The 19,269-nt window shown below is 41.9% G+C and carries 22 protein-coding genes; 8 read left to right on the top strand and 14 right to left on the bottom strand.

What is annotated here, in order from left to right:
• The first annotated feature begins 15 nt into the window (after nucleotides 1-15).
• The 4 genes from JO943_RS08450 (at nucleotide 16) to JO943_RS08435 (ending at nucleotide 3,379) form a co-directional block, all read left to right on the top strand.
• Nucleotides 16-531 (top strand): hypothetical protein, encoded by a 516-nt coding sequence (locus JO943_RS08450; RefSeq protein WP_150954558.1) that lies wholly within the window; start codon nucleotides 16-18, stop codon nucleotides 529-531.
• A 99-nt stretch (nucleotides 532-630) separates the two neighbouring features.
• Nucleotides 631-2,670 (top strand): M3 family metallopeptidase, encoded by a 2,040-nt coding sequence (locus tag JO943_RS08445; RefSeq protein ID WP_202740497.1) that lies wholly within the window; start codon nucleotides 631-633, stop codon nucleotides 2,668-2,670.
• A gap of 38 nt (nucleotides 2,671-2,708) precedes the next feature.
• On the top strand, nucleotides 2,709-2,915 hold the full coding sequence (locus JO943_RS08440) for a YheV family putative metal-binding protein (RefSeq protein ID WP_004660391.1): 207 nt from the start codon (nucleotides 2,709-2,711) through the stop codon (nucleotides 2,913-2,915).
• A gap of 11 nt (nucleotides 2,916-2,926) precedes the next feature.
• Complete coding sequence (locus tag JO943_RS08435) at nucleotides 2,927-3,379, top strand: hypothetical protein (protein WP_199973242.1); 453 nt, start codon at nucleotides 2,927-2,929, stop codon at nucleotides 3,377-3,379.
• A 49-nt stretch (nucleotides 3,380-3,428) separates the two neighbouring features.
• Here JO943_RS08435 and JO943_RS08430 read toward each other — a convergent pair whose 3' ends face one another.
• Complete coding sequence (locus JO943_RS08430) at nucleotides 3,429-4,343, bottom strand: DMT family transporter (protein ID WP_202740496.1); 915 nt, start codon at nucleotides 4,341-4,343, stop codon at nucleotides 3,429-3,431.
• Nucleotides 4,344-4,460: 117 nt separating this feature from the next.
• On the opposite strand from JO943_RS08430, the gene JO943_RS08425 reads away from it, so the two are divergent.
• Both JO943_RS08425 and JO943_RS08420 read left to right on the top strand, forming a co-directional pair.
• Nucleotides 4,461-5,240 carry an AraC family transcriptional regulator gene (locus tag JO943_RS08425; protein WP_202740495.1) on the top strand — a complete coding sequence of 260 codons (780 nt, stop codon included), beginning with the start codon at nucleotides 4,461-4,463 and terminating at the stop codon, nucleotides 5,238-5,240.
• A gap of 90 nt (nucleotides 5,241-5,330) precedes the next feature.
• The gene (locus JO943_RS08420) at nucleotides 5,331-6,209 is read left to right on the top strand and encodes a DMT family transporter (RefSeq protein WP_202740494.1); all 879 of its coding nucleotides are present in this window, start codon (nucleotides 5,331-5,333) and stop codon (nucleotides 6,207-6,209) included.
• 55 nt (nucleotides 6,210-6,264) lie between these two features.
• Here JO943_RS08420 and JO943_RS08415 read toward each other — a convergent pair whose 3' ends face one another.
• The 6 genes from JO943_RS08415 to JO943_RS08390 form a co-directional block, all read right to left on the bottom strand.
• Nucleotides 6,265-8,469, bottom strand: a complete 2,205-nt coding sequence (locus JO943_RS08415) for a TRAP transporter large permease subunit (RefSeq protein WP_202740493.1) — start codon at nucleotides 8,467-8,469, stop codon at nucleotides 6,265-6,267.
• Between the two features lie 183 nt (nucleotides 8,470-8,652).
• The gene (rrtA, locus tag JO943_RS08410) at nucleotides 8,653-9,231 is read right to left on the bottom strand and encodes a rhombosortase (protein WP_032868665.1); all 579 of its coding nucleotides are present in this window, start codon (nucleotides 9,229-9,231) and stop codon (nucleotides 8,653-8,655) included.
• A gap of 77 nt (nucleotides 9,232-9,308) precedes the next feature.
• Nucleotides 9,309-10,412, bottom strand: coding sequence for a hypothetical protein (locus JO943_RS08405; RefSeq protein ID WP_202740492.1), 1,104 nt, complete (start codon nucleotides 10,410-10,412; stop codon nucleotides 9,309-9,311).
• Nucleotides 10,413-10,771: 359 nt separating this feature from the next.
• The gene (locus tag JO943_RS08400) at nucleotides 10,772-10,975 is read right to left on the bottom strand and encodes a hypothetical protein (RefSeq protein ID WP_005227396.1); all 204 of its coding nucleotides are present in this window, start codon (nucleotides 10,973-10,975) and stop codon (nucleotides 10,772-10,774) included.
• Nucleotides 10,976-11,182: 207 nt separating this feature from the next.
• Nucleotides 11,183-11,578, bottom strand: coding sequence for a hypothetical protein (locus JO943_RS08395; RefSeq protein WP_202740491.1), 396 nt, complete (start codon nucleotides 11,576-11,578; stop codon nucleotides 11,183-11,185).
• Nucleotides 11,565-11,822, bottom strand: coding sequence for a succinate dehydrogenase assembly factor 2 (locus JO943_RS08390; protein WP_005227398.1), 258 nt, complete (start codon nucleotides 11,820-11,822; stop codon nucleotides 11,565-11,567). The genes JO943_RS08395 and JO943_RS08390 overlap by 14 nt, the downstream gene beginning before the upstream one ends.
• 188 nt (nucleotides 11,823-12,010) lie before the next feature.
• Between JO943_RS08390 and JO943_RS08385 the strand changes: the two genes are divergently transcribed.
• The gene (locus JO943_RS08385; RefSeq protein WP_005227399.1) at nucleotides 12,011-13,183 is read left to right on the top strand and encodes an acyl-CoA dehydrogenase family protein; all 1,173 of its coding nucleotides are present in this window, start codon (nucleotides 12,011-12,013) and stop codon (nucleotides 13,181-13,183) included.
• Between the two features lie 49 nt (nucleotides 13,184-13,232).
• On the opposite strand, the gene JO943_RS08380 is transcribed toward JO943_RS08385, so the two are convergent.
• Together JO943_RS08380 and JO943_RS08375 are read right to left on the bottom strand one after the other, a co-directional pair.
• Nucleotides 13,233-13,736 (bottom strand): DUF2059 domain-containing protein, encoded by a 504-nt coding sequence (locus JO943_RS08380; RefSeq protein ID WP_202740490.1) that lies wholly within the window; start codon nucleotides 13,734-13,736, stop codon nucleotides 13,233-13,235.
• Nucleotides 13,737-13,860: 124 nt separating this feature from the next.
• Entirely contained in the window at nucleotides 13,861-15,351 is a 1,491-nt protein-coding gene (locus JO943_RS08375; RefSeq protein WP_202740489.1) for a flavin-containing monooxygenase, read from the bottom strand.
• A gap of 381 nt (nucleotides 15,352-15,732) precedes the next feature.
• On the opposite strand from JO943_RS08375, the gene JO943_RS08370 reads away from it, so the two are divergent.
• Nucleotides 15,733-16,248: a hypothetical protein gene (locus tag JO943_RS08370; protein WP_005227404.1), complete on the top strand. Its 516-nt coding sequence runs from the start codon at nucleotides 15,733-15,735 to the stop codon at nucleotides 16,246-16,248.
• A 146-nt stretch (nucleotides 16,249-16,394) separates the two neighbouring features.
• Here the strand turns inward: JO943_RS08370 and rplQ are convergent, their stop codons facing one another.
• From rplQ to rpsM, 5 genes are read right to left on the bottom strand one after another with little or no spacing between them, the layout of a single operon-like run.
• Nucleotides 16,395-16,760 (bottom strand): 50S ribosomal protein L17, encoded by a 366-nt coding sequence (gene rplQ / locus JO943_RS08365; protein ID WP_004641032.1) that lies wholly within the window; start codon nucleotides 16,758-16,760, stop codon nucleotides 16,395-16,397.
• An 18-nt stretch (nucleotides 16,761-16,778) separates the two neighbouring features.
• Nucleotides 16,779-17,786, bottom strand: coding sequence for a DNA-directed RNA polymerase subunit alpha (locus JO943_RS08360; protein ID WP_004660372.1), 1,008 nt, complete (start codon nucleotides 17,784-17,786; stop codon nucleotides 16,779-16,781).
• 18 nt (nucleotides 17,787-17,804) lie between these two features.
• Entirely contained in the window at nucleotides 17,805-18,431 is a 627-nt protein-coding gene (gene rpsD, locus JO943_RS08355) for a 30S ribosomal protein S4 (protein ID WP_004775874.1), read from the bottom strand.
• Nucleotides 18,432-18,443: 12 nt separating this feature from the next.
• Nucleotides 18,444-18,830: a 30S ribosomal protein S11 gene (gene rpsK, locus JO943_RS08350; protein ID WP_004281491.1), complete on the bottom strand. Its 387-nt coding sequence runs from the start codon at nucleotides 18,828-18,830 to the stop codon at nucleotides 18,444-18,446.
• Between the two features lie 19 nt (nucleotides 18,831-18,849).
• Nucleotides 18,850-19,206 carry a 30S ribosomal protein S13 gene (gene rpsM / locus JO943_RS08345; protein WP_000090815.1) on the bottom strand — a complete coding sequence of 119 codons (357 nt, stop codon included), beginning with the start codon at nucleotides 19,204-19,206 and terminating at the stop codon, nucleotides 18,850-18,852.
• Nucleotides 19,207-19,269 lie beyond the last annotated feature (63 nt).

Below are 19,269 nucleotides of genomic sequence, written 5' to 3'. Positions count from 1 at the left end.
ATAACTGTTAATATCATGAAAATATTTTTAATCCTCTTTTTACTCTTACATTCATCCCAGTTATTGGCACAAACTGAAAAAATTATCTCTTCGTCATCTAAAGAAATGCACCTAGATATTCCCGTATTTTCTCTTTTTTCAGACTTTTCCAAGATTCAATCTGAATTCCCCCTGCAAGAATACAGCCCCAATAAAAACTTTATTCAGGAATCAAAATATTATTTTTTTGAAGCTGAACTTGTTGATATTAAATTAACCGAGTGGAAGGGAAAGTTGCATGAAGTCAATTACACTCTTAAAACAGAAGATCCCGTTCAATTGAGAAAAATTCAAAAATATCTTTTCGAGCATTATAAAAAAAATTTCGAATGGGAACTAACTGTTGATAATGGATTTGGTAAATTCTATGAAAATTCCAATAAATCAATTTTAGGGATATATGCTTATTCTTTTGAGCCTACAATCTCTTTTCTTTCAAATGAATTAAGAGTAGAGGAAACAAAAAGACGCTTTCCTGATTCAAATGAGTGATACACATGCAAAACTCAAAAATATTTTATTAGCCTTGATTTCTCTCCCGCTAAGCCCTACATCTATAACTATGTTTAGAAATGATATGGCAAAAATACAATGACACTACAGCAAGCGACACTTCCCACTCCCCAGTTTGATCAGATTCAACTTGCCGACTTAAAACAACAGATCGAACAAACGATTCAAAACGGTCAAGAATTCCTGAATCAACTCAATGAGGTCCCACAAGGCACCGAAGCACAACTGGCGACATTGAGTGAAGTCGATCAGCTTGAAAATAATATGAGTGAGTCTTGGGGTATTTTGTCGCATCTCAATGCTGTGATGAACAATGCCGAAACGCGTGAAGTGTATCAGGCCCTGTTACCAAGTTTAAGCGAATACTATACGCAGCTTGGACAACACACGGCGCTATATCAAACCTATCAGCAGATTCATGATAGCGCTGCATTTCAAACACTCAGCGAAGCCCAACAAAGTGCTATTAAGCTCGCACTTCGTGACTTTAAGCTGTCTGGTGTGGCTCTCGAAGGCGAAGCGAAAAAACGTTATGCAGAAATTTCGGCACGTTTATCGCAGTTGTCTTCGGACTTTTCCAATCATGTGCTTGATGCAACCCAGGCCTACTTTAAGCCTTTAACAGAAGCACAGCTTAAAGGTCTACCGCAAAGCAGCGTTGAACTGTTAAAACAATACGGACAACAGCGTGAGCTAGAGCAAGCCGTTGCCACACTCGACTTCCCTGCCTATTTTGCAATTATGACCTATGCCGAGGATCGTGAACTAAGAGAAGAGCTGTATAAGGCCTATGTCATCCGTGCGTCTGAGCAGTCCGACAAGACTGAATTTGATAACACACCTGTGATGGAAGAAATCCTGAGCTTACGCCAGGAAATGGCACAACTGCTGGGTTTCAATAATTTCGCTGAATATTCACTTGCCAGCAAAATGGCACCAGATGTCGAAACGGTGGATAAATTTCTGGTTGATCTGGCAGAACATGCGCGCACCCCAGCACTGGCTGAAATTGCAGAGCTTAAGACCATTGCACAACAAGATGGCATTGAAGAACTCAAACCGTGGGATGCAACCTACTACTCTGAAAAGTTGAAACAACAACAATTCAACCTTTCTCAAGAAGCGCTTAAACCCTATTTCCCTGCACCGAAAGTGGTACAAGGTTTATTCCAAATTGTGCAACGCCTGTACGGTATCCAGATCATCGAACGTCAGGCACCCGTTTGGCAGGATGATGTGCGCTATTTTGAAATTGAAGATCAAGGCCAAGTGGTCGGTGGTTTCTACTTCGATTTATATGCCCGCAATGGCAAACGTGGTGGCGCATGGATGAGCGGCTTCCGTTCCCGCGTACAAACCACCAATGGTCTGCAAAAACCGATTTGCTATATGGTCTGTAACTTTACTCCGCCGATTGGCGATCAACCTGCCCTACTGACCCATGATGAAGTGATTACCTTATTCCATGAATTCGGACACGGCTTACACCACATGCTCACCGAAGTGGATAACATCTCGGTTGCAGGTACACACGGCGTGGCGTGGGATGCAGTGGAGTTGCCAAGTCAGTTCATGGAATTCTGGGCGTGGGATAATGAAAGTCTGGATGTCCTAAGTGAACATACCGAAACTAAACAAACCCTACCGCAAGAATTGCTATCAGCATTATTAAATGCACGTTTCTTCCAGTCGGGTATGCAAACACTACGTCAGATTGAATTTGCGCTGTTTGACCTGACCATTCACCGTCAAGCCCCGGCATTAAACAGCCAGCAGATTCAGGACACACTGGATGAAATTCGCCATAAGTTTGCCGTAGTGCCTGCCGTACCATATAACCGTTTCCAGCACAGTTTCAGTCATATTTTCGCGGGTGGCTACGCTGCGGGTTACTACTCTTATAAATGGGCAGAAGTTTTAGCCAGTGATGCCTTTGACCGTTTTGAAAGCGAAGGTATTTTTAATACCGAGACTGGAAAAGAATTTAGAAAGTTTATTCTAGCAGTTGGCGGAAAAGATACAGCACTTGATGCGTTTCGCAATTTCCGAAAAAGAGAGCCTAAAATAGATGCGTTATTACGTCATCAAGGTTGGACGAACACAGATAAAACCGCTTAAACTATGTCATTATTATTCACAGGGTGTAATGAACTGACATGAAAAGACAATTCATCGCGGGTGCAAAATGTCCCAAATGTGGAGCGTTAGATCGTGTGGTTAAGATCATCACTGTGGATGACGAGTGGATTGAATGTATCGAATGTGCTTATAGCGAGAAGCGCCCGACCCACGTGGAAGAGCAACAACCCGCTGAGCCAGATGAAATTGGGGTGATACAGTTCAAACCTCGTCATTTTGACTAGAAAGGTTAAAAATGATGTCCACATATCCAACTGAAAATTCCAGATTATTATGGATGATCATCGGTGGAATAAGTGTTGTTGTGGTTCTGTTCCTTGCTGTCCAATGGTTTTTAGCACAAAAAGATCAGCAATCGACAACAACACCAACTCAACCTGCTGCGGCTCAGACCGCTGTTACCACGTCTCAACCAGACCCTGCAGTCAGCAATGAAACCGTGACTGCGGAAAATGAGTCTGTAGAGCCGATTAAGCTGGTTGAAGAATCGATTATTAAAGCGCCGCTTCCAGCCAATGACAGTCTGGCCAAGGAAGAAATTGCCAAACTGGATGATATTCACCTGCAACTTCAAGACCAGCAACATGAGCTTAAGCAGCAACATGAAGATGTTGATCAAATGCTTAAACTCAAGGAAGAGCAGATCAAGTTATTAGAGGCTCAACTCGCTGCCCAGAATCACTCTTGAAACCGAACAAGCTTTAACTTTCGTTAAAGCTTTTTTATTGCTGAACGTTTTAATCTAAAATTTGTTCAGAACGCGATTTCAACTGAAGCGGTTTCTGAATCGTTTGTGCAATCAAGATTCCCACCAAAGTCAAACCACCACCAATATAATGGAACATTTGCAAATGTTCGCCGAGTAGGGCCACTGCAATCAAGGCAGTAAATAAAGGCAACAGGTTCATAAAGATACTGTTGCGATTCGGTCCTAAATGTCGGACCCCTTCAATCCATAAATAAGACAACAACACCGATGAGAAAATGCTGGCATAAACAATCAGCGGAATGGTTTGCTGATTTAACTGTATATCTTGGGCGGGTAAAAACACAAAAAAAGGTAAGACATATAAAATCGCAAAGCTGGATTGGACGAAATTCGATTGCCAAGCCGGAATCGGCATTTTCCAGCGTTTTAATAACACCCCATATAAAGCATAGCCTGCTGCTGCAATCAGCATTAAACCATCACCGAGATGTACGCCCTGACCCCATATATTGCGAATACTGCCATGACCCAATAAATATAAAATGCCATAAAAAGACAGTGCGCCACCGAACAACATGCCATAGCTGATCCGGTCTTTAAGCATCACGCTACTCAAGATCATGGTGAGTAATGGAATCAAGGCGGTGACGATCGCCATATTGGTTGCCGTGGTCGTCGCTGCCGCCTGATAGGATAAGAACTGAAATAATGACACCGACAAAAAACCACCCAATGCCAATTGCTTCCAGTATTGCTGGATGGTGTGGCGGTTTTTCCAGACTGGAATCAGCACAAAGGTACTCATCACGGCGAGCGCCAGCACCAGACGATAAAAGGTAATTGCCACAGGAGAAATGGCATGACTGGCCATTTTGGACACCGCTACATTGCCTGCCCAAAATAAAATGGCGAACAATGGATAAAAATAAGCTTTCTGAAACATAATCAAAACCTGTACATAGCCGTACCGATCATGCTAAAAAATAATCAGCTTATAGTTTCTCGATAAAAAGACGATAACTATCGTAAAAAGGACAAATTATTTTAGGTTTAGCTGAGTATGGGAAAAAATTTTCAACATGGCTTTTTGGATTATCCGGTCTATGCCTTCTCGGAGAATTATCCGCATGGCCATATTGAAGACTGGCATAGTCATGAACGTATCCAGTTAATCCATACCCTGACTGGCGTAATCCGGGTACAAACCCATGAAGGCATCTGGATTACACCGCCTGGAAGAGGCGTCTGGATACCTGCCCAAAAACCCCATGCGCTACTGAGCAGTGGTGAAGTTAAAGCAAGAGGCGTTTTTATTGAAAGTTCCACTCAAAATGATCTGCCAGACCAATGTCGCGTGGTGGCAATTCCAGCGTTATTACGTGAATTGATCAGTAGTGCGATGCATATACAAAGCACGATTCAACCAGTTAGTCGCAATGAAAGGCTATTACAGCTAATTCTGGACGAAGTTCGTCTCCTACCCGCACTGGCTTTTAATTTGCCCGAACCCCAAAGCCCCAAGCTTCAACAGTTATGCCAGCGCATTAAAGAAAATCTGGCTTGGGAATGGAGTCTGGAACAAAGTGCGCAACACTTACATATCAGCACTAAAACGCTGGCACGTCATTTTCAAAAAGAAACTGGCCTACATTTTTCCCATTGGGTTCGGCAGGCAAAACTGATGCAAGCCATGATTGATTTAGCCATGTATAAACCCGTGCTGAATGTGGCCTTAGATTTAGGCTATGAGAGTCCCAGCGCCTTTAGTGCCATGTTTAAACGTGAAACTGGCATGACACCGAGTGATTATCTGAAACAATTTTCTGATCACATCGTTTGATGTGTATCAAGCAGTCCTATTAGAAAAATACATTCCTTTCACTTCCGCACAGGCATAAAATAAGCCCAAATTCTCGATACTGCCCTGGTTATGAATACTCCCCAAACGAATCGCAATCTCTTTGTGGCGATTGGTTGCCTAACGATTTCTGCACTACTTTTCTCTGTGATGGGCATTTGTATTCGTTATGCTTCTCATACGGTCGATAATTACACCATTGTGTTTTTCCGTAATGTGGTGGGGCTGATCCTGTTTCTGCCTTTTATTTTTAAGCAAGGCATTGGATTTGTAAAAACAGAAAAACTGTGGATGCATACCTGGCGCAGTATTGTTGGCCTTGCTGCCATGTATGGCTTCTTCTATGCCATTGCACATCTGAAACTCTCCAATGCCATGGTATTTACCTATTCTTCTCCGATTTTTATTCCTTTAATTGCTTGGTTATTCCTGAAAGAAAAAGTTACCACGGCGATGCTATGCGCTGCAGGGCTGGGATTTATTGGCGTATTCTGTGTGGCAAAACCCGATCAAGGTTTATTAAACTGGATCTCCATTGTCGGCATCAGTTCAAGTTTATTGGCCTCTATGGCCTTTGTCACCGTTCGTGCCCTGACCCAAACCGAACCACCAGAACGGATCGTATTTTATTTCTGTCTGATTGGTTCCCTGCTTTCGGTGATTCCGATGTTCTGGGTATGGCGACCTTATCATCTGCATGAATTATTTTTCCTGGTCGCGGCAGGTGTCCTAGCTAATGTCAGCCAGATTTTTATGTCGCATGCCTACCGTCTTGCCCCTGCTGGACAAATTGCCCCTGTGAATTATATTGCGATTATCTTCGCCGGAATCTGGGGCTTTTTACTCTGGAACGAAGTGCCAGATTTATACAGTGTGATTGGTTTTGGCATTATTTTATTGGCAATTTTATTATGCAGTCCGCTGATCCAAAGCAAAAAGCAGACTCAATAAATAAAAATAAAGACGTTAAAAAAAGCACCCGAAGGTGCTTTTTTAATTTTCACTATTAGTGTTTATACCAGCCAAACATCTGGAAGATATACGGTGCATAGGTCACCAGCACCAAGGATGAGAACAATACGATAATCGGCAATAACCAACGTTCATAACGGAAGTAGAAACTGGTGTATTTCTCTTTCGCTTCCCTGTCGGCGGCCGAGACCTCCTCATCCCCGACGGAGAGTCGCGTCAGCAAGTGGTTCAAGGCAACCGGTGGCGTTACATAACCAAATTCGAAGGCGACTAGTACAATCATCCAGAAGTGGATCGGATGAATACCATTCTCGTAGGCCACAGGTGCAACCGTTGCCGCCACCAAAATCACCGCACCGAATGGATCGGTCGTCATACCAATAATCGCCAGTAACAGTGCAATAAAGGCAAGTGAAATATAGATATTGCCCAAGTGTGTTGGTAATAATTCCACCACTTCAGCACGTTCAATTAAGCCACCGACACTTGCAGATAAAGCCATCAACAGAATCAACGCACCGATATGTCCAACTGTTTCTGAGGTTGCAAAACGTAATGCACCACCAAAACCAAAGTGCTTACCCCCATGTGGATCATGAGACTTCAGGAACTCAGATTTTTTCTCATGTTCACGAACCAGAGCTTCATGCTTAGGATCAACCACAGATGCTGGTGCCACTTTTGATGCAAATAACTTGTCAAACAAGATCATTGCAATCAACACCAACGGTAAAATCATTGGTGCAGTGAATTCATTAATAGACGTATCTAAAGCCAGCTTATAGAACATCACAACAGCAAAGCCGATAATCACATAAGGAATGACAGGTACACACGCACGTAACATGCCCGGTACCGCCACTTTCGGTGAATTCACACGGAATTTTTCTTCGGCAAGAATCAATGAAACACCGAGGAAAATAAACGCAGTTAACCAGAAAACATAGATACCGTGATCAAATAATTCGGTAGAGGTCACATGACGACTGTCGAGCATCGAGATCAGGATCACCAGTAAGCATGGGCGAATCACCACACCTAAAGAACCTGACATGGCCGATACAGCCAATGCATATTGACGACGCGCGCCTGAGTTCCAGACTTCCTTATAAATGATTGCGCCGGCTGCAATTACGAAAATTCCAGAAGCGCCGGTATAGGCGGTTGGAATCGCTGCTGCAATCAGAATCAACCAGGTTAAAGTTTCCGGCGCCAGGTTCCATGGACGCAGGATATTTAAGAATAAATCCATCACACGGGTTTGGGTCAGTAACATACCGGCCCAGATAAACAGTGCAAGATTCAGGAAAATACCCGAGAATTCCACCAGAATACCCAAGTAGATCCCTTGCCCCATTGGATAGTCCATGAAGAAGGTAAATACAATACCGGTCACTAGCGACATGAACGCGTACAGTGGCACACTGAGTAAGGCTAAACCAAAATTACCCTTCGGCTGAGCCGTCTTCGGTATAAAGATAAACTGGAAGATACTGATAATGGTTAGGGATACAAATAACGCAATCCATAACCAATATAAGACTGTGGTTTTACCAGCAACCTCAACCCCAGAGTTCAGTACAGAATGATACTGGCTGACCACTGAATAGCTCAGTAAGGCATTGCCCGCTACCATCAACGCTGAATAAACCCGGAAATCAATCTTGGTTTTTGGCGCACGTAAACTGATATGGTGATAACGTAAAGAAGCTGTTACTGAAGCAAACAACACCATGATCAATAAAATGATGGTTTGATTTTCAGTACCATATTTAAAAATACCAAAGAAAGTCGTTTCAACTTTGCGATAAGTACGAATACTTGGATGAGCTTCCAAGTGCTTCATGGCTTTATCATAAAATTGATACTTTTCTTCACATTGTTGCTGTGCGGCCAACAAAGATGTACGTACATCAGACTCAGAAGCTGCACCAAACATACTGGCAAATTCATCCGCAGCATTGGCCTTCATCTGCGCCTGTACTTGTGCATCAATATTCGGATGTCGATCACAAGATGGTTTTTCAGGCTCAGCCCGCAAAAACGAATATTGCATCCCTGTGGTTTGATCACCGTAAAGTCGCTCCCCCATACGGAGCATTTGACCGTGAATCATCTCGCCAGTACCAATAAGCAAAGTCATTAGCAACAAAGCAAGAATGATGAAGGTTGATATCCAATCATTCCAGATATAGCCTAACCGGGCTAATCCATACTTTTTCTCTTGATCATTTTGCATGTCTATTCCAGTTTATTCTTATCAACATCCATCCAAAGATGTTGAATCATGCGCTGTCCATGGTTGATAGATAAATGAATTTACCCTCTTATTAACCAATCCCTTTAAACCGCTTAAATTTGAATCAAATTTTTTCAAAAAAGAATGACTACAATCACTTTTTTGTTGGTTGTTTTTATCAATCTAGATGTGCTCTATTTTTTTCCTTTTTATAAATAAATAACTTAAACCGGCTAGTACGCCCCCGATAGCACCAATCAGATGGGCCTCAGTAAGCACGGGACTGCCAATTAACTGCGCTGTTCCCGTCTGTCCAAAGGTATTTTCCCAAATCAATTTTGCTGCAATCAGCGCTAAAACCAGTAAGGCGAACTTACGTTCTTTCTTATATTGCAGATATACCAGTCCTACAGCAGTGTACAAGCCATGCAATACACCAGAAAGCCCGGCATAGGCATCAATATAAGGTAAATAGAAATAGAAAACCAAACTGATGAATGGTGGCAAAACCAGCAGTAATGACCATAAATGCCAATTACGGACATGCGGAAAAATAAAAGGTAAACATGCAAAGGCCAGCATATTTAACAGAAAATGTATCCAGCCCACGTGTACCCAATGTGCAGTCCATAACCGCCAGAATTCAGTGAGTAAACTCGGTCTCCAATAAATGAAATAATCGGAAAAAACTTGCAGACATGCCGATATGGATACACATATCGCGATCAAAATGACTTTTTCTATCCATATTTGATCTTTCATTGATTGACCACCTCTTGAAAAAACAGACCTTTTACCCAGTGTAAGTGCTGGTGAAGTAAAAGGCCGTTTAATTCAGGTTACTCAGCTGGCGTTTCTTGCGTTGGAGCGGCCTCATCCTGTGCTGGTGCAGAGGCTGCCTCGCCACCCCCATCAAAGAGTGAATCCAGTTCAGCTGAACTTTCTTGTTTGTCATCCCAGAATGTGGTCATACCCTCATCGCTTGCTCTGACACCGGTATTTTCAGTCCAGTAACGGTCTGCGATGCCACGTACCATCAAACCAGCCATTTTATCAATCAGTCTGAACTGCGGATTTGCAGGTTTGTCATCCCCTGTTGCGGCTGCATAAGAACGCAGTGCATCACGTAATTTGGCATCATCACCGCTGGCTTGTGCTGCCACGGCATATAAAGCATGCGATAAGCGCACACCTTTCTTCTCGCCAATCGCCATTGATTGTTTCATGGTGGCATACGGTTCAGGTTTACCATCGCCAGCGCCAGGCAATAAAGTCCAGATCACGGCGCGAGTCGCCATTGGCGCACCCCAGAATTTTTCATTGTCCAGACAGGTCATGCCACGTTCAACAATCCCGGCAATATCCTTAGGCACATTGATTGCACCGCCCGAGTTAATGTCATTGGTCATGGCTTGCAAGCCACTCACCATACCGAGTAAATACACGGTCTGATCCAGATCATTACGCATGGTTGGGCATGAATCACCTAATTTATATTTGTATTTTGATTCCCAACGATTTGCAAAAAGTTGATAGCCTGCATATTGGCGTTCAGCCGCAATCCCAGCCCAACGTTTCTGCTCGATACGCGCGTCTTGAGCTTCCGAAACCTGACCGGCTTTAGAGGCACGTAAATAACGTAATTCTGCTTCCAATGCCTGATTCTCAGCACAAATCCCGGCTGCGGTATACAGCAGCACAGCCATACGGGTCGGGTCTGCCCCCATATCTTTGGTTGACATCACTGCAGGCGTTAATGCATTGCCTGAGTTACACACCATTTCAGCATCATCCATGGCCAAAATCGGTGGAACGATATGTTTTTCACCAAAACCTAATGCGACATTTGCTCCAGTTTTAACAACGTATGAGCATCCAGATAACATTGATGTTGTCAGCAAAGCTACCGCGACGCCTTGTCCAATTTTATGGAGTTTAGACATACTTCCTGTCCCTCTAATAATTTGTTTTTTCCTTTTAGCTGTACATTATCAGATGCAATTCCTGAATTAAAGAGTAATTACTCTAATTTTACAGGGACATTTTGACATACTTCACACATGAATAAATTGACAGATCTGCGGGAATACAGAAATTTCAGGCAAAAAAAAGTAGCATTGCGACGGTTCAGCACATGCTACTTATTAACTGGTAAAATCGTGAAACTCTTTATCTTTTAGTTTTGTTGAAAATAATCCTTGAGTAATGTACCGGCTCTTCCTACTACAATCGCCATAACGATCGCAATTACCAGAAACATCCACATTGAAATCTCCATAGAGACCTCCTATACTTTTCGTATCTACTTTTGATAGATACTAGATTGGCGTTCACCATCGATATTCACAGGAGCGTGATATATTGATGATACTTTCAATCTCTTTCTCTTGGTCACAGCAACAGGTTGATGTGATTCAAGATATTCCCTGAGTAAAGTTCCTGCTCTTCCTACTACAATCGCAAAGACAATTGCGATCACCAGAAACGACCATGTTGGAATTTCCATTTTGGACCTCCACCACACTTTACGTTGGTGTTTGTACTTTAACGAAAATAAATCGGTCTTGAGGGGCAGATTGTCTGACAATCATAATTTTCACTATTTTTTAGAGTTTTTAACCTAACAATCGAAGCAAAATATACGCTTTAAAACCATATATCATTGAAATTTATAAAATAATTAATTATACACAGATGTAAAATTGTCAAACAATTAGCCTAGTTTTGCCTGTAATTTTAAGGATTTCCACTGTAAAAATGATAACTGGTCCCACCAGATGATGAAATTTTTATGTTTTGGATCAGAAAAACACAGCACGATATAAGCTTGATGATCAATTATTCTTGTGATGGATCGGGTCTGGATCGGAAGAGATGAATCGTAAAATTCAAATGACCACGCCTGTTGGTCGAGATGCTCAAAACGTTTTAATCGGGGTTGTTGCAGAAATAGCAACCAGCTCAATGCCAATATGAAGCAACTGCCTAACCATACCGCCAAAGAAAGCAAAGAATAAGTCAGGCTAACAATCAACAGCAGCATAAACAGTTGCAATACCATCGAAAAACGACTGTATTGCAACTCAAAAACACGATCAGCCGTGGACATAATGTTTTAGTTTGAGAATAAATGCTTTCAGTTCAGTCCGTGGCGGTTCCCCAACTTCCATGAACCAGTCCAGCAAGTCCGGATCTTCCTGATCAACCAGCTCTGCGAATAAGGCCTTTTCAGCCGGATCGGCAGTGAGATAGTAATTTTTAACATATGGGTCAAAATATACATCGATTTCTTTTAAACCACGACGTGCACGATACACGACCTTACGTTCTTCCAGTGTCATTTCATCAGACATTATCTGTTCCACTATGCAACCATTTACTCTGATAGTGTACCTGATCCCCCTTTAACTTCGCAGCGTTTTTTCTCAAGTGACCAAATACATCAATCAAATTGAGCATTGATCACATTGTTCACTATTTTCCCTTTCTTGTATGGTGAAGAGGATGATCTACATTCAACAAACCAGGGAAAATATAACAAATGCAATCAGGTGCAATTCGTCCAGTTCCAAACATGCTCGCGCGTAAACTCTTTACTTCTGATCATGAAGCATTTCGTGAAACTGTACGTAAATTCTATGAAAAAGAAGTTGTTCCAAATATTGAAAAATATGAAAAACAACAACATGTTGACCGCGACTTATGGAATAAGGCCGGTGAGCTTGGCTTGCTGTGTACCACCATGCCAGAGCAATATGGCGGTTCAGGTGTTGATCGCCTCTACAGTATGATTCTGATTGAAGAACAAGCCTATGCCATGGACTCCAGCACTGGTTTTTCATTACATTCAGATATCGTGGCCAACTATATCAACAACTTTGGTAATGAAGCACAAAAGCAGCACTGGCTGCCAAAAATGGCAACGGGTGAAGCGGTCACCGCGATTGCCATGACTGAACCAGGAACAGGTTCAGACCTGCAAGCCGTTCGTACTACCGCGGTACTGGATGGCGATGACTATGTGATTAATGGTTCAAAAATCTTTATTACCAATGGCTATCTATGCGATATGGCCATCGTGGTGTGTAAGACTGGCAATAGTGAAAAAGGTTCTGCCAATCTGTCGTTAATTATTGTGGAAGCCGATCGTGCGGGCTTCAGTAAAGGCAAGCCTCTGAATAAAATCGGGATGAAAGGTCAGGATACCTGTGAACTGTTCTTTGACAATGTACGCGTTCCGAAAGAAAACCTACTCGGTATGGAAGGCATGGGCTTTATGATGCTAATGAAAGAATTGGCATGGGAACGTATGCTGGTTGCAATCATTTGTCAGGCGGGCGCTGAAGCCGCTTTTGCACATACTGTGCAATATACCAAAGACCGTAAAGCCTTCGGCAAAGCCATTAGCACCTTCCAGAACACCCGTTTTAAACTGGCTGAATTACGGACTGAAATTGATTTCTGTCGCACTTATTTAGATCGCTGTATGGAGTTACAACTCGAAGAAAGCTTAGGTGTTGATGCTGCTGCCGCTGCAAAATATAAAATTTCCGATATGTTCTCGAAAGTGGTGGATGAATGTTTACAGTTACACGGCGGTTATGGCTACATGCTGGAATATCCAATCGCACGTGCCTATATCGACAACCGTGCCAACCGTATTTATGCAGGTACCAATGAAATCATGAAAGAGTTGATTTCCCGTACTCTCTAAAGACAGAAAAACAAAAAGGGATCATGCTTAATGTATGATCCCTTTTTATTTACTTAATTTCTGTTTTCTCATTGCCCGTCTGGGCAGCTTGCGGATTCATCCGTTGCATTAACTGCTTGACCTTAGGGTTTTCACTATACTGTTGCATGGTGGTATTCAGTGCATTGCGCGCATTTTGTGTGGTGAAATGTGCCACCTCACTACCAACATCACTAGCTTTCTTGGCCCAGACCTTCCCTTCAGCAGATTGATAGAAATTCAACGCAGCCTGTAATTCTTTTTCACTAAAGCTCTCGACATAGCGCTGTACAATAAACTGCTTGCGTTGCTCACTATCCAGATTCTTAGTTAAATCAGTATAGAAGCTTTCTGGCAAATCCTTGGGTAAACGCATCCGGATTTGCTCTAGAATCATTTTATCGGTGTTTTGCAAACCCTGTTCCGTGCCATCGACCGATACCAGTTTTTGTGCAATCGCTACCTTCTGTTTTGCATCATCAGCAAAAGCCAGACTGCTTGATAACATGATCCCCAAAATGATGAGTTTTTTCATCCAATTATCCCTATCTTAATTTTCTAATCTGCCCAATATACGTGATATTTTTAGAATTCAAAGCCTATTTCCAATAAAAAACCCTATGTATCGACATAGGGTTTTCAATGATCAGGTTACTACATTACGAGACCAGTTTTGGTTTACGGTCAGCATGTTCATCACGTTTGTGGAACTGTAGAACACCATCATTAAATTTAGCATCTTTCAATTCTTTACGGTCTGCCAGATAGTTATTGGTAATTTTCCAAGGCGCTTGCTTACCTTGTTTCGGCATCACATCTGCGGCACGCGCAATATAGCCAGAAGACATTTTGCCCATAATCGTGTCGTGTTCCAGTTGTGATGGGTCCGCATGCGCAATCACTTCATCAAAACCATTCTTGTCCATATGATTGAGCAAACGGCAAATATATTCAGCTGCAATATCAACTTTTAAGGTCCAAGACGCATTGATATAACCAATGATCATGGCCATATTTGGTACATCGCTGACCATTACCCCTTGATAGAGCATATGTTGTGAAGTATTCATCGGCTTACCGTCAATTAACCCTTTCACACCACCCAGAATTTGAATTTCCAGACCGGTTGCAGAAATGACGATATCCGCTTCAAGATGCTTACCAGATTTTAGCTGGATGCCATTGGCCGTGAACTTCTCAATTTGATCTGTTTCTACGCTGGCCTGCCCCTGACGTAATGCTTTGAATAAATCGCCATCTGGTACCACACATAAGCGTTGATCCCAAGGGTTATAGCTCGGGGTAAAGTGTTTCATGTCGACTTTACCTTTCAACTGCAATTCAATCCCTTTCAGCAATAAGCGACGTACTGTTTTTGGATATTTTTGTGCAAGCGCATAAATACCACGTTGCATGCCAATGTTACGTGCACGGGTAAATTTATAAGCCGTTTCTTCAGACATAAATTTACGGGTTTTTTCATAAATAAAGTCGATTGAAGGCACGGTTGCAATATAGGTTGGTGAACGCTGCAACATGGTTACATGACCTGCCCCACCTTTGACCATTGAAGGCACCAAGGTAATTGCAGTTGCACCACTACCAATGATCACGACTTTCTTACCAGTGTAATCCAGGTTTTCAGGCCAATGTTGCGGATGAATAAACTGACCTTTGAAATCTTCCTGTTTCGGGAATTTTGGTGCATAACCCTGATCATAATTATAATAACCGGTACAGCCCATCACAAAGTTTGCTGACCAAGTTTGCTTTTTCTTGTTGCTATCTTCAATCTCAACAGACCATTTTTTCTTGCTTGAATCGTAATTTGCAGAAAGCACACGATGACCAAAATGGATTTTTTCTTTCAACTGATTTTCGCTAATCACATCGCTTAAGTAGCTTTTGATTTCAGCGCCACTCGCAAGCACTTTTTCTTTTGCCCATGGTTTGAAGTTAAAACCGAAGGTCGACATGTCCGAATCAGAGCGAATACCAGGGTAACGGAATAAATCCCAAGTTCCACCAAAACTGTCACGACGTTCTAAGATTTCAAATTTACGTTGTGGACAGTTCTTAGAGAGATGTACAGCCAATCCGATTCCTGAGATCCCTGCACCAATAATTAATACATCAACTTGCTTTTCCATTTTTTTTATACCCTGTATAAACCATGTCTTTATTAAAGCACAAATTTGACAATACACAATGTCAAGTTTAGTCATTCATCGGTTTTTTTATATCAGTTCGGGACATTTTGATAAAAATTTGCTGTCAAAAATGTTGAGATTTTTGCTTGGATTTTAGAAGGACTCAATATGTAACAATAAATATATGTAATTTTATAGCCCTTATATTCTGAATATGGTGTTAAATCATCAAAAAGAGCCATTAAAATTATGAAATGAAAGAAAAAGTTTGATTCATTTGCATACAAATGACCAATATAAAAGTAAAATCTAAAATGTTTTCTATAAATCTTATTATAAACAAATGATTTTAATCATATTCACAATATTTCAGGTATAAGAATGAGTCTCTTAAGTCCTCAAATGAATAAATTCTTGTTAATGAGATCTGAAGTTGCTATCCCCTCAACATTAGAACTTAAATTGTTAAAAGGTTTTTATGAACACTCTGATGTAATTGTCTTTGATTTTTACAAAGCTCGATTAAAATATTGGGACTATGAGATCATCATTAGCAGATATGGTGATCTAACAGGGTTTGAGGCAAATACTAATAGAATTCATCTTGATGATTATATTAACACTGAAAATTTCACCATAAGTGAAGTGATAAATATAGGCTTTTCCTTAGTACAGTTTATTCAAAATTTATGGAATCACTTAAGAGATGATGAATGTACAATAATTTTATCATCTGATCTAAAAAGCGAATTCGGAAGTAATGCCTCAATCACTTTTCATAAGAAAAGACCAAACCAAATATTAGTGGATTGCCTAGATGACTGTCCTCAGGCAGTATTCATTTGTAATAATAGCGATTCCCTACAATCTATTTCCGACGCTCTAAAAATTATGTAAATCTTAAACATAGCATTTTCACTGAATGATAGTGAATCAACAAACTACCCATACTACGAAATATTATAAAAAATATAGCTAATAAAAAAGGCCGGTTATTACACCGGCCTTTTTTGGAACAACTGACTGTTCTACACGTAGAAGTATTATTTTACTTCACGGTCAACGAGTTCAACGTAAGCCATCGGTGCAGCATCACCTGCACGGAAGCCCGCTTTAAGAACACGAAGATAACCGCCGTTACGTTCTTTGTAACGAGGGCCAAGAACGGTAAATAATTTACCAACAGTTGCTGCAGAACGAGTACGAGCAAACGCTAAACGACGGTTTGCTACTGTATCGTTTTTTGCCAAAGTGATTAAAGGCTCAGCAACGCGGCGAAGTTCTTTCGCCTTAGGCAAAGTTGTTTTAATTAACTCGTGCTCAACTAAAGCATTTGTTAAGTTTTGGAACAACGCCTTACGGTGGCTGCTTGTACGGCCTAATTTCACACCACTATTACGATGACGCATGGTGATAGTCCTACTTAATTAACGGCTACGATAGGCAAAACGGTCATCCATACGGAGACTAGCTGGTGGCCAGTTCTCTAAACGCATGCCGAGTTGTAAACCTTTCGATGCCAAAACATCTTTGATCTCTGTTAACGATTTTTTACCTAGGTTAGGAGTTTTTAACAACTCAACTTCGGTACGTTGAACAAGATCACCAATGTAGTAAATATTTTCTGCCTTCAAACAGTTAGCAGAACGAACAGTTAGCTCGAGATCATCTACTGGACGAAGCAAAATCGGGTCAACTTCTTCGCGAGGTTCTTGAGCAACCGGAGTTTGATCTTTCTGAAGATCAACAAAAATTGCAATTTGTTGTTGCAAGATTGTTGCCGCTTTGCGGATTGCTTCTTCTGGATCAACAGTTCCGTTAGTCTCAAGATCGATCACTAACTTATCAAGATCGGTACGTTGTTCAACACGAGCATTTTCTACTGTGTATGAAACACGCTTGATTGGGCTATAAGAAGCATCTAACTGTAAACGACCTACTGGACGTGTCTCACCTTCAGGGAAACGTGAGTCAGATGTTTCATAACCACGACCTTGAGCAACTTTCAGGCGCATTTTTAATGAACCAGAAGAACTCAAAGTACCGATTAAATGATCAGGGTTAACCACTTCAACATTATGAGGTAAACGAAGGTCAGCTGCAGTTACGTCACCTGCCCCTTGTTTCTCTAATGTTAAATATGCTTCATTTTGATCGAACAGCTTAATAGACAATCCTTTTAGGTTCAGCAAGAGCTCGACGATGTCCTGCTGCAAGCCTTCTAAAGTACTGTACTCGTGCTCGACACCTTCTATTTCTACTTCAACCACAGCAGCGCCAGGTAAAGAAGACAATAGAATGCGACGTAAAGCATTACCTAGAGTATGACCAAAGCCACGCTCTAAAGGTTCCAGAATCACTTTTGCCGAGGTCCCGCTCACCGCTTCGACCTTGATCGCTTGCGGAGTTAGAAACTCGTTTGCAGTACGCGTCATTTATTGCTACCTCAAGGATTATTTAGAATACAATTCTACAATCAAGCTTTCGTTGATTTCAGCAGGTAAATCAGAACGATCTGGCGCAGCTTTAAACGTACCTTCTAACTTAGAATGATCAACTTCCATCCAAGCAGGGATACCACGTTGAGCAGCTAATTCAATTGCGCTTTTAATACGTAATTGTTGTTTAGCGCCTTCATGTACTGCAATTACATCACCAGCTTTAACTTGGATAGATGCAATGTTAACACGACGACCGTTCAAAGTGATGCTACGGTGAGATACTAACTGACGAGCTTCTGCACGTGTAGAACCAAAACCCATGCGATAAACAACGTTATCAAGACGGCTTTCAAGCAACTTCAACAAGTTCTCACCTGTTGCGCCTTTAACACGAGCAGCTTCTTTATAGTAGTTACTAAATTGACGCTCTAACACACCGTACATACGACGTACTTTTTGTTTTTCACGTAATTGTAGTGAGTACTCAGATTGTTTGCTACCACGAGCTCCGCCATGTTGGCCAGGAGCTTTAGCATGTTTTTTAGTCTTAACGTCAAATGGTTTAACGCCAGATTTTAATTGCAGGTCTGTCCCTTCGCGGCGAGAGAGTTTGCATTTTGGACCAATATAACGAGCCATGAATGTTTCTCCTTACACGCGACGTTTTTTAGGTGGACGGCAACCGTTGTGCGGAATTGGAGTCACATCGGTAATGCTGTTAATTTTATAACCCACTGCACCTAATGCACGAACCGCAGATTCACGACCAGGACCAGGACCTTTTACAAGGACGTCCAAGTTTTTCAAACCGTAATCTAAAGCAGCTTTACCAGCAACTTCAGCAGCTACCTGAGCAGCAAACGGTGTTGATTTACGTGATCCACGGAAGCCTTGTCCACCTGAGGTAGCCCAAGCCAATGCATTACCTTGACGATCGGTAATCGTAACAATGGTGTTATTAAAAGAAGCGTGAATGTGTGCGACACCTTCAGAGACGGTACGAGTGACCTTCTTGCGTGCGCGAGTATCTTTAGCCATCTTTTAGCTTCCAGAAATCTTATTTCTTAATCGGTTTGCGCGGACCTTTACGGGTACGTGCGTTAGTTTTGGTGCGTTGTCCGCGAACAGGCAAGCTGCGACGATGACGAAGACCGCGGTAGCAGCCTAAATCCATTAAACGTTTAATGTTCATGGAAATTTCGCGACGTAAGTCACCTTCGGTCGGAACCTTAGCAACTTCTGCACGAATCGCATCAAGCTGAGCATCATCTAATTCACGGATCTTTGTAGTTTCAGTGATACCTACAGCAGCCAAGATGTTCTTAGCAGTGTGGCGACCGATACCAAAAATATACGTGAGAGAGATAACAGCATGCTTGTTATCCGGAATGTTTACACCGGCAATACGAGCCATTCAATTTTCTCCAAAAAGGCAGTCAAGATAATCAACCGCCCCACAAAAATCTTGAGGGGCGGA

Origin of the sequence: Acinetobacter sp. 'aerobic (ED)' (genome assembly GCF_904886855.1) — a bacterium.
Taxonomy (GTDB): domain Bacteria; phylum Pseudomonadota; class Gammaproteobacteria; order Pseudomonadales; family Moraxellaceae; genus Acinetobacter; species Acinetobacter courvalinii.
Note: the sequence above shows the minus strand (reverse complement) of the source record. Positions and strands in the feature narration are given on the sequence as shown.

What these genes read in the sequence shown, in the direction of transcription:
- JO943_RS08450 (WP_150954558.1), top strand. Translation starts at nt 16, where the DNA reads ATGAAAATATTTTTAATCCTCTTTTTACTCTTACATTCATCCCAGTTA.
- JO943_RS08445 (WP_202740497.1), top strand. Translation starts at nt 631, where the DNA reads ATGACACTACAGCAAGCGACACTTCCCACTCCCCAGTTTGATCAGATT.
- JO943_RS08440 (WP_004660391.1), top strand. Translation starts at nt 2,709, where the DNA reads ATGAAAAGACAATTCATCGCGGGTGCAAAATGTCCCAAATGTGGAGCG.
- JO943_RS08435 (WP_199973242.1), top strand. Translation starts at nt 2,927, where the DNA reads ATGATGTCCACATATCCAACTGAAAATTCCAGATTATTATGGATGATC.
- JO943_RS08430 (WP_202740496.1), bottom strand. Translation starts at nt 4,343, where the DNA reads ATGTTTCAGAAAGCTTATTTTTATCCATTGTTCGCCATTTTATTTTGG.
- JO943_RS08425 (WP_202740495.1), top strand. Translation starts at nt 4,461, where the DNA reads ATGGGAAAAAATTTTCAACATGGCTTTTTGGATTATCCGGTCTATGCC.
- JO943_RS08420 (WP_202740494.1), top strand. Translation starts at nt 5,331, where the DNA reads ATGAATACTCCCCAAACGAATCGCAATCTCTTTGTGGCGATTGGTTGC.
- JO943_RS08415 (WP_202740493.1), bottom strand. Translation starts at nt 8,469, where the DNA reads ATGCAAAATGATCAAGAGAAAAAGTATGGATTAGCCCGGTTAGGCTAT.
- rrtA (WP_032868665.1), bottom strand. Translation starts at nt 9,231, where the DNA reads ATGAAAGATCAAATATGGATAGAAAAAGTCATTTTGATCGCGATATGT.
- JO943_RS08405 (WP_202740492.1), bottom strand. Translation starts at nt 10,412, where the DNA reads ATGTCTAAACTCCATAAAATTGGACAAGGCGTCGCGGTAGCTTTGCTG.
- JO943_RS08400 (WP_005227396.1), bottom strand. Translation starts at nt 10,975, where the DNA reads ATGGAAATTCCAACATGGTCGTTTCTGGTGATCGCAATTGTCTTTGCG.
- JO943_RS08395 (WP_202740491.1), bottom strand. Translation starts at nt 11,578, where the DNA reads ATGTCCACGGCTGATCGTGTTTTTGAGTTGCAATACAGTCGTTTTTCG.
- JO943_RS08390 (WP_005227398.1), bottom strand. Translation starts at nt 11,822, where the DNA reads ATGTCTGATGAAATGACACTGGAAGAACGTAAGGTCGTGTATCGTGCA.
- JO943_RS08385 (WP_005227399.1), top strand. Translation starts at nt 12,011, where the DNA reads ATGCAATCAGGTGCAATTCGTCCAGTTCCAAACATGCTCGCGCGTAAA.
- JO943_RS08380 (WP_202740490.1), bottom strand. Translation starts at nt 13,736, where the DNA reads ATGAAAAAACTCATCATTTTGGGGATCATGTTATCAAGCAGTCTGGCT.
- JO943_RS08375 (WP_202740489.1), bottom strand. Translation starts at nt 15,351, where the DNA reads ATGGAAAAGCAAGTTGATGTATTAATTATTGGTGCAGGGATCTCAGGA.
- JO943_RS08370 (WP_005227404.1), top strand. Translation starts at nt 15,733, where the DNA reads ATGAGTCTCTTAAGTCCTCAAATGAATAAATTCTTGTTAATGAGATCT.
- rplQ (WP_004641032.1), bottom strand. Translation starts at nt 16,760, where the DNA reads ATGCGTCATCGTAATAGTGGTGTGAAATTAGGCCGTACAAGCAGCCAC.
- JO943_RS08360 (WP_004660372.1), bottom strand. Translation starts at nt 17,786, where the DNA reads ATGACGCGTACTGCAAACGAGTTTCTAACTCCGCAAGCGATCAAGGTC.
- rpsD (WP_004775874.1), bottom strand. Translation starts at nt 18,431, where the DNA reads ATGGCTCGTTATATTGGTCCAAAATGCAAACTCTCTCGCCGCGAAGGG.
- rpsK (WP_004281491.1), bottom strand. Translation starts at nt 18,830, where the DNA reads ATGGCTAAAGATACTCGCGCACGCAAGAAGGTCACTCGTACCGTCTCT.
- rpsM (WP_000090815.1), bottom strand. Translation starts at nt 19,206, where the DNA reads ATGGCTCGTATTGCCGGTGTAAACATTCCGGATAACAAGCATGCTGTT.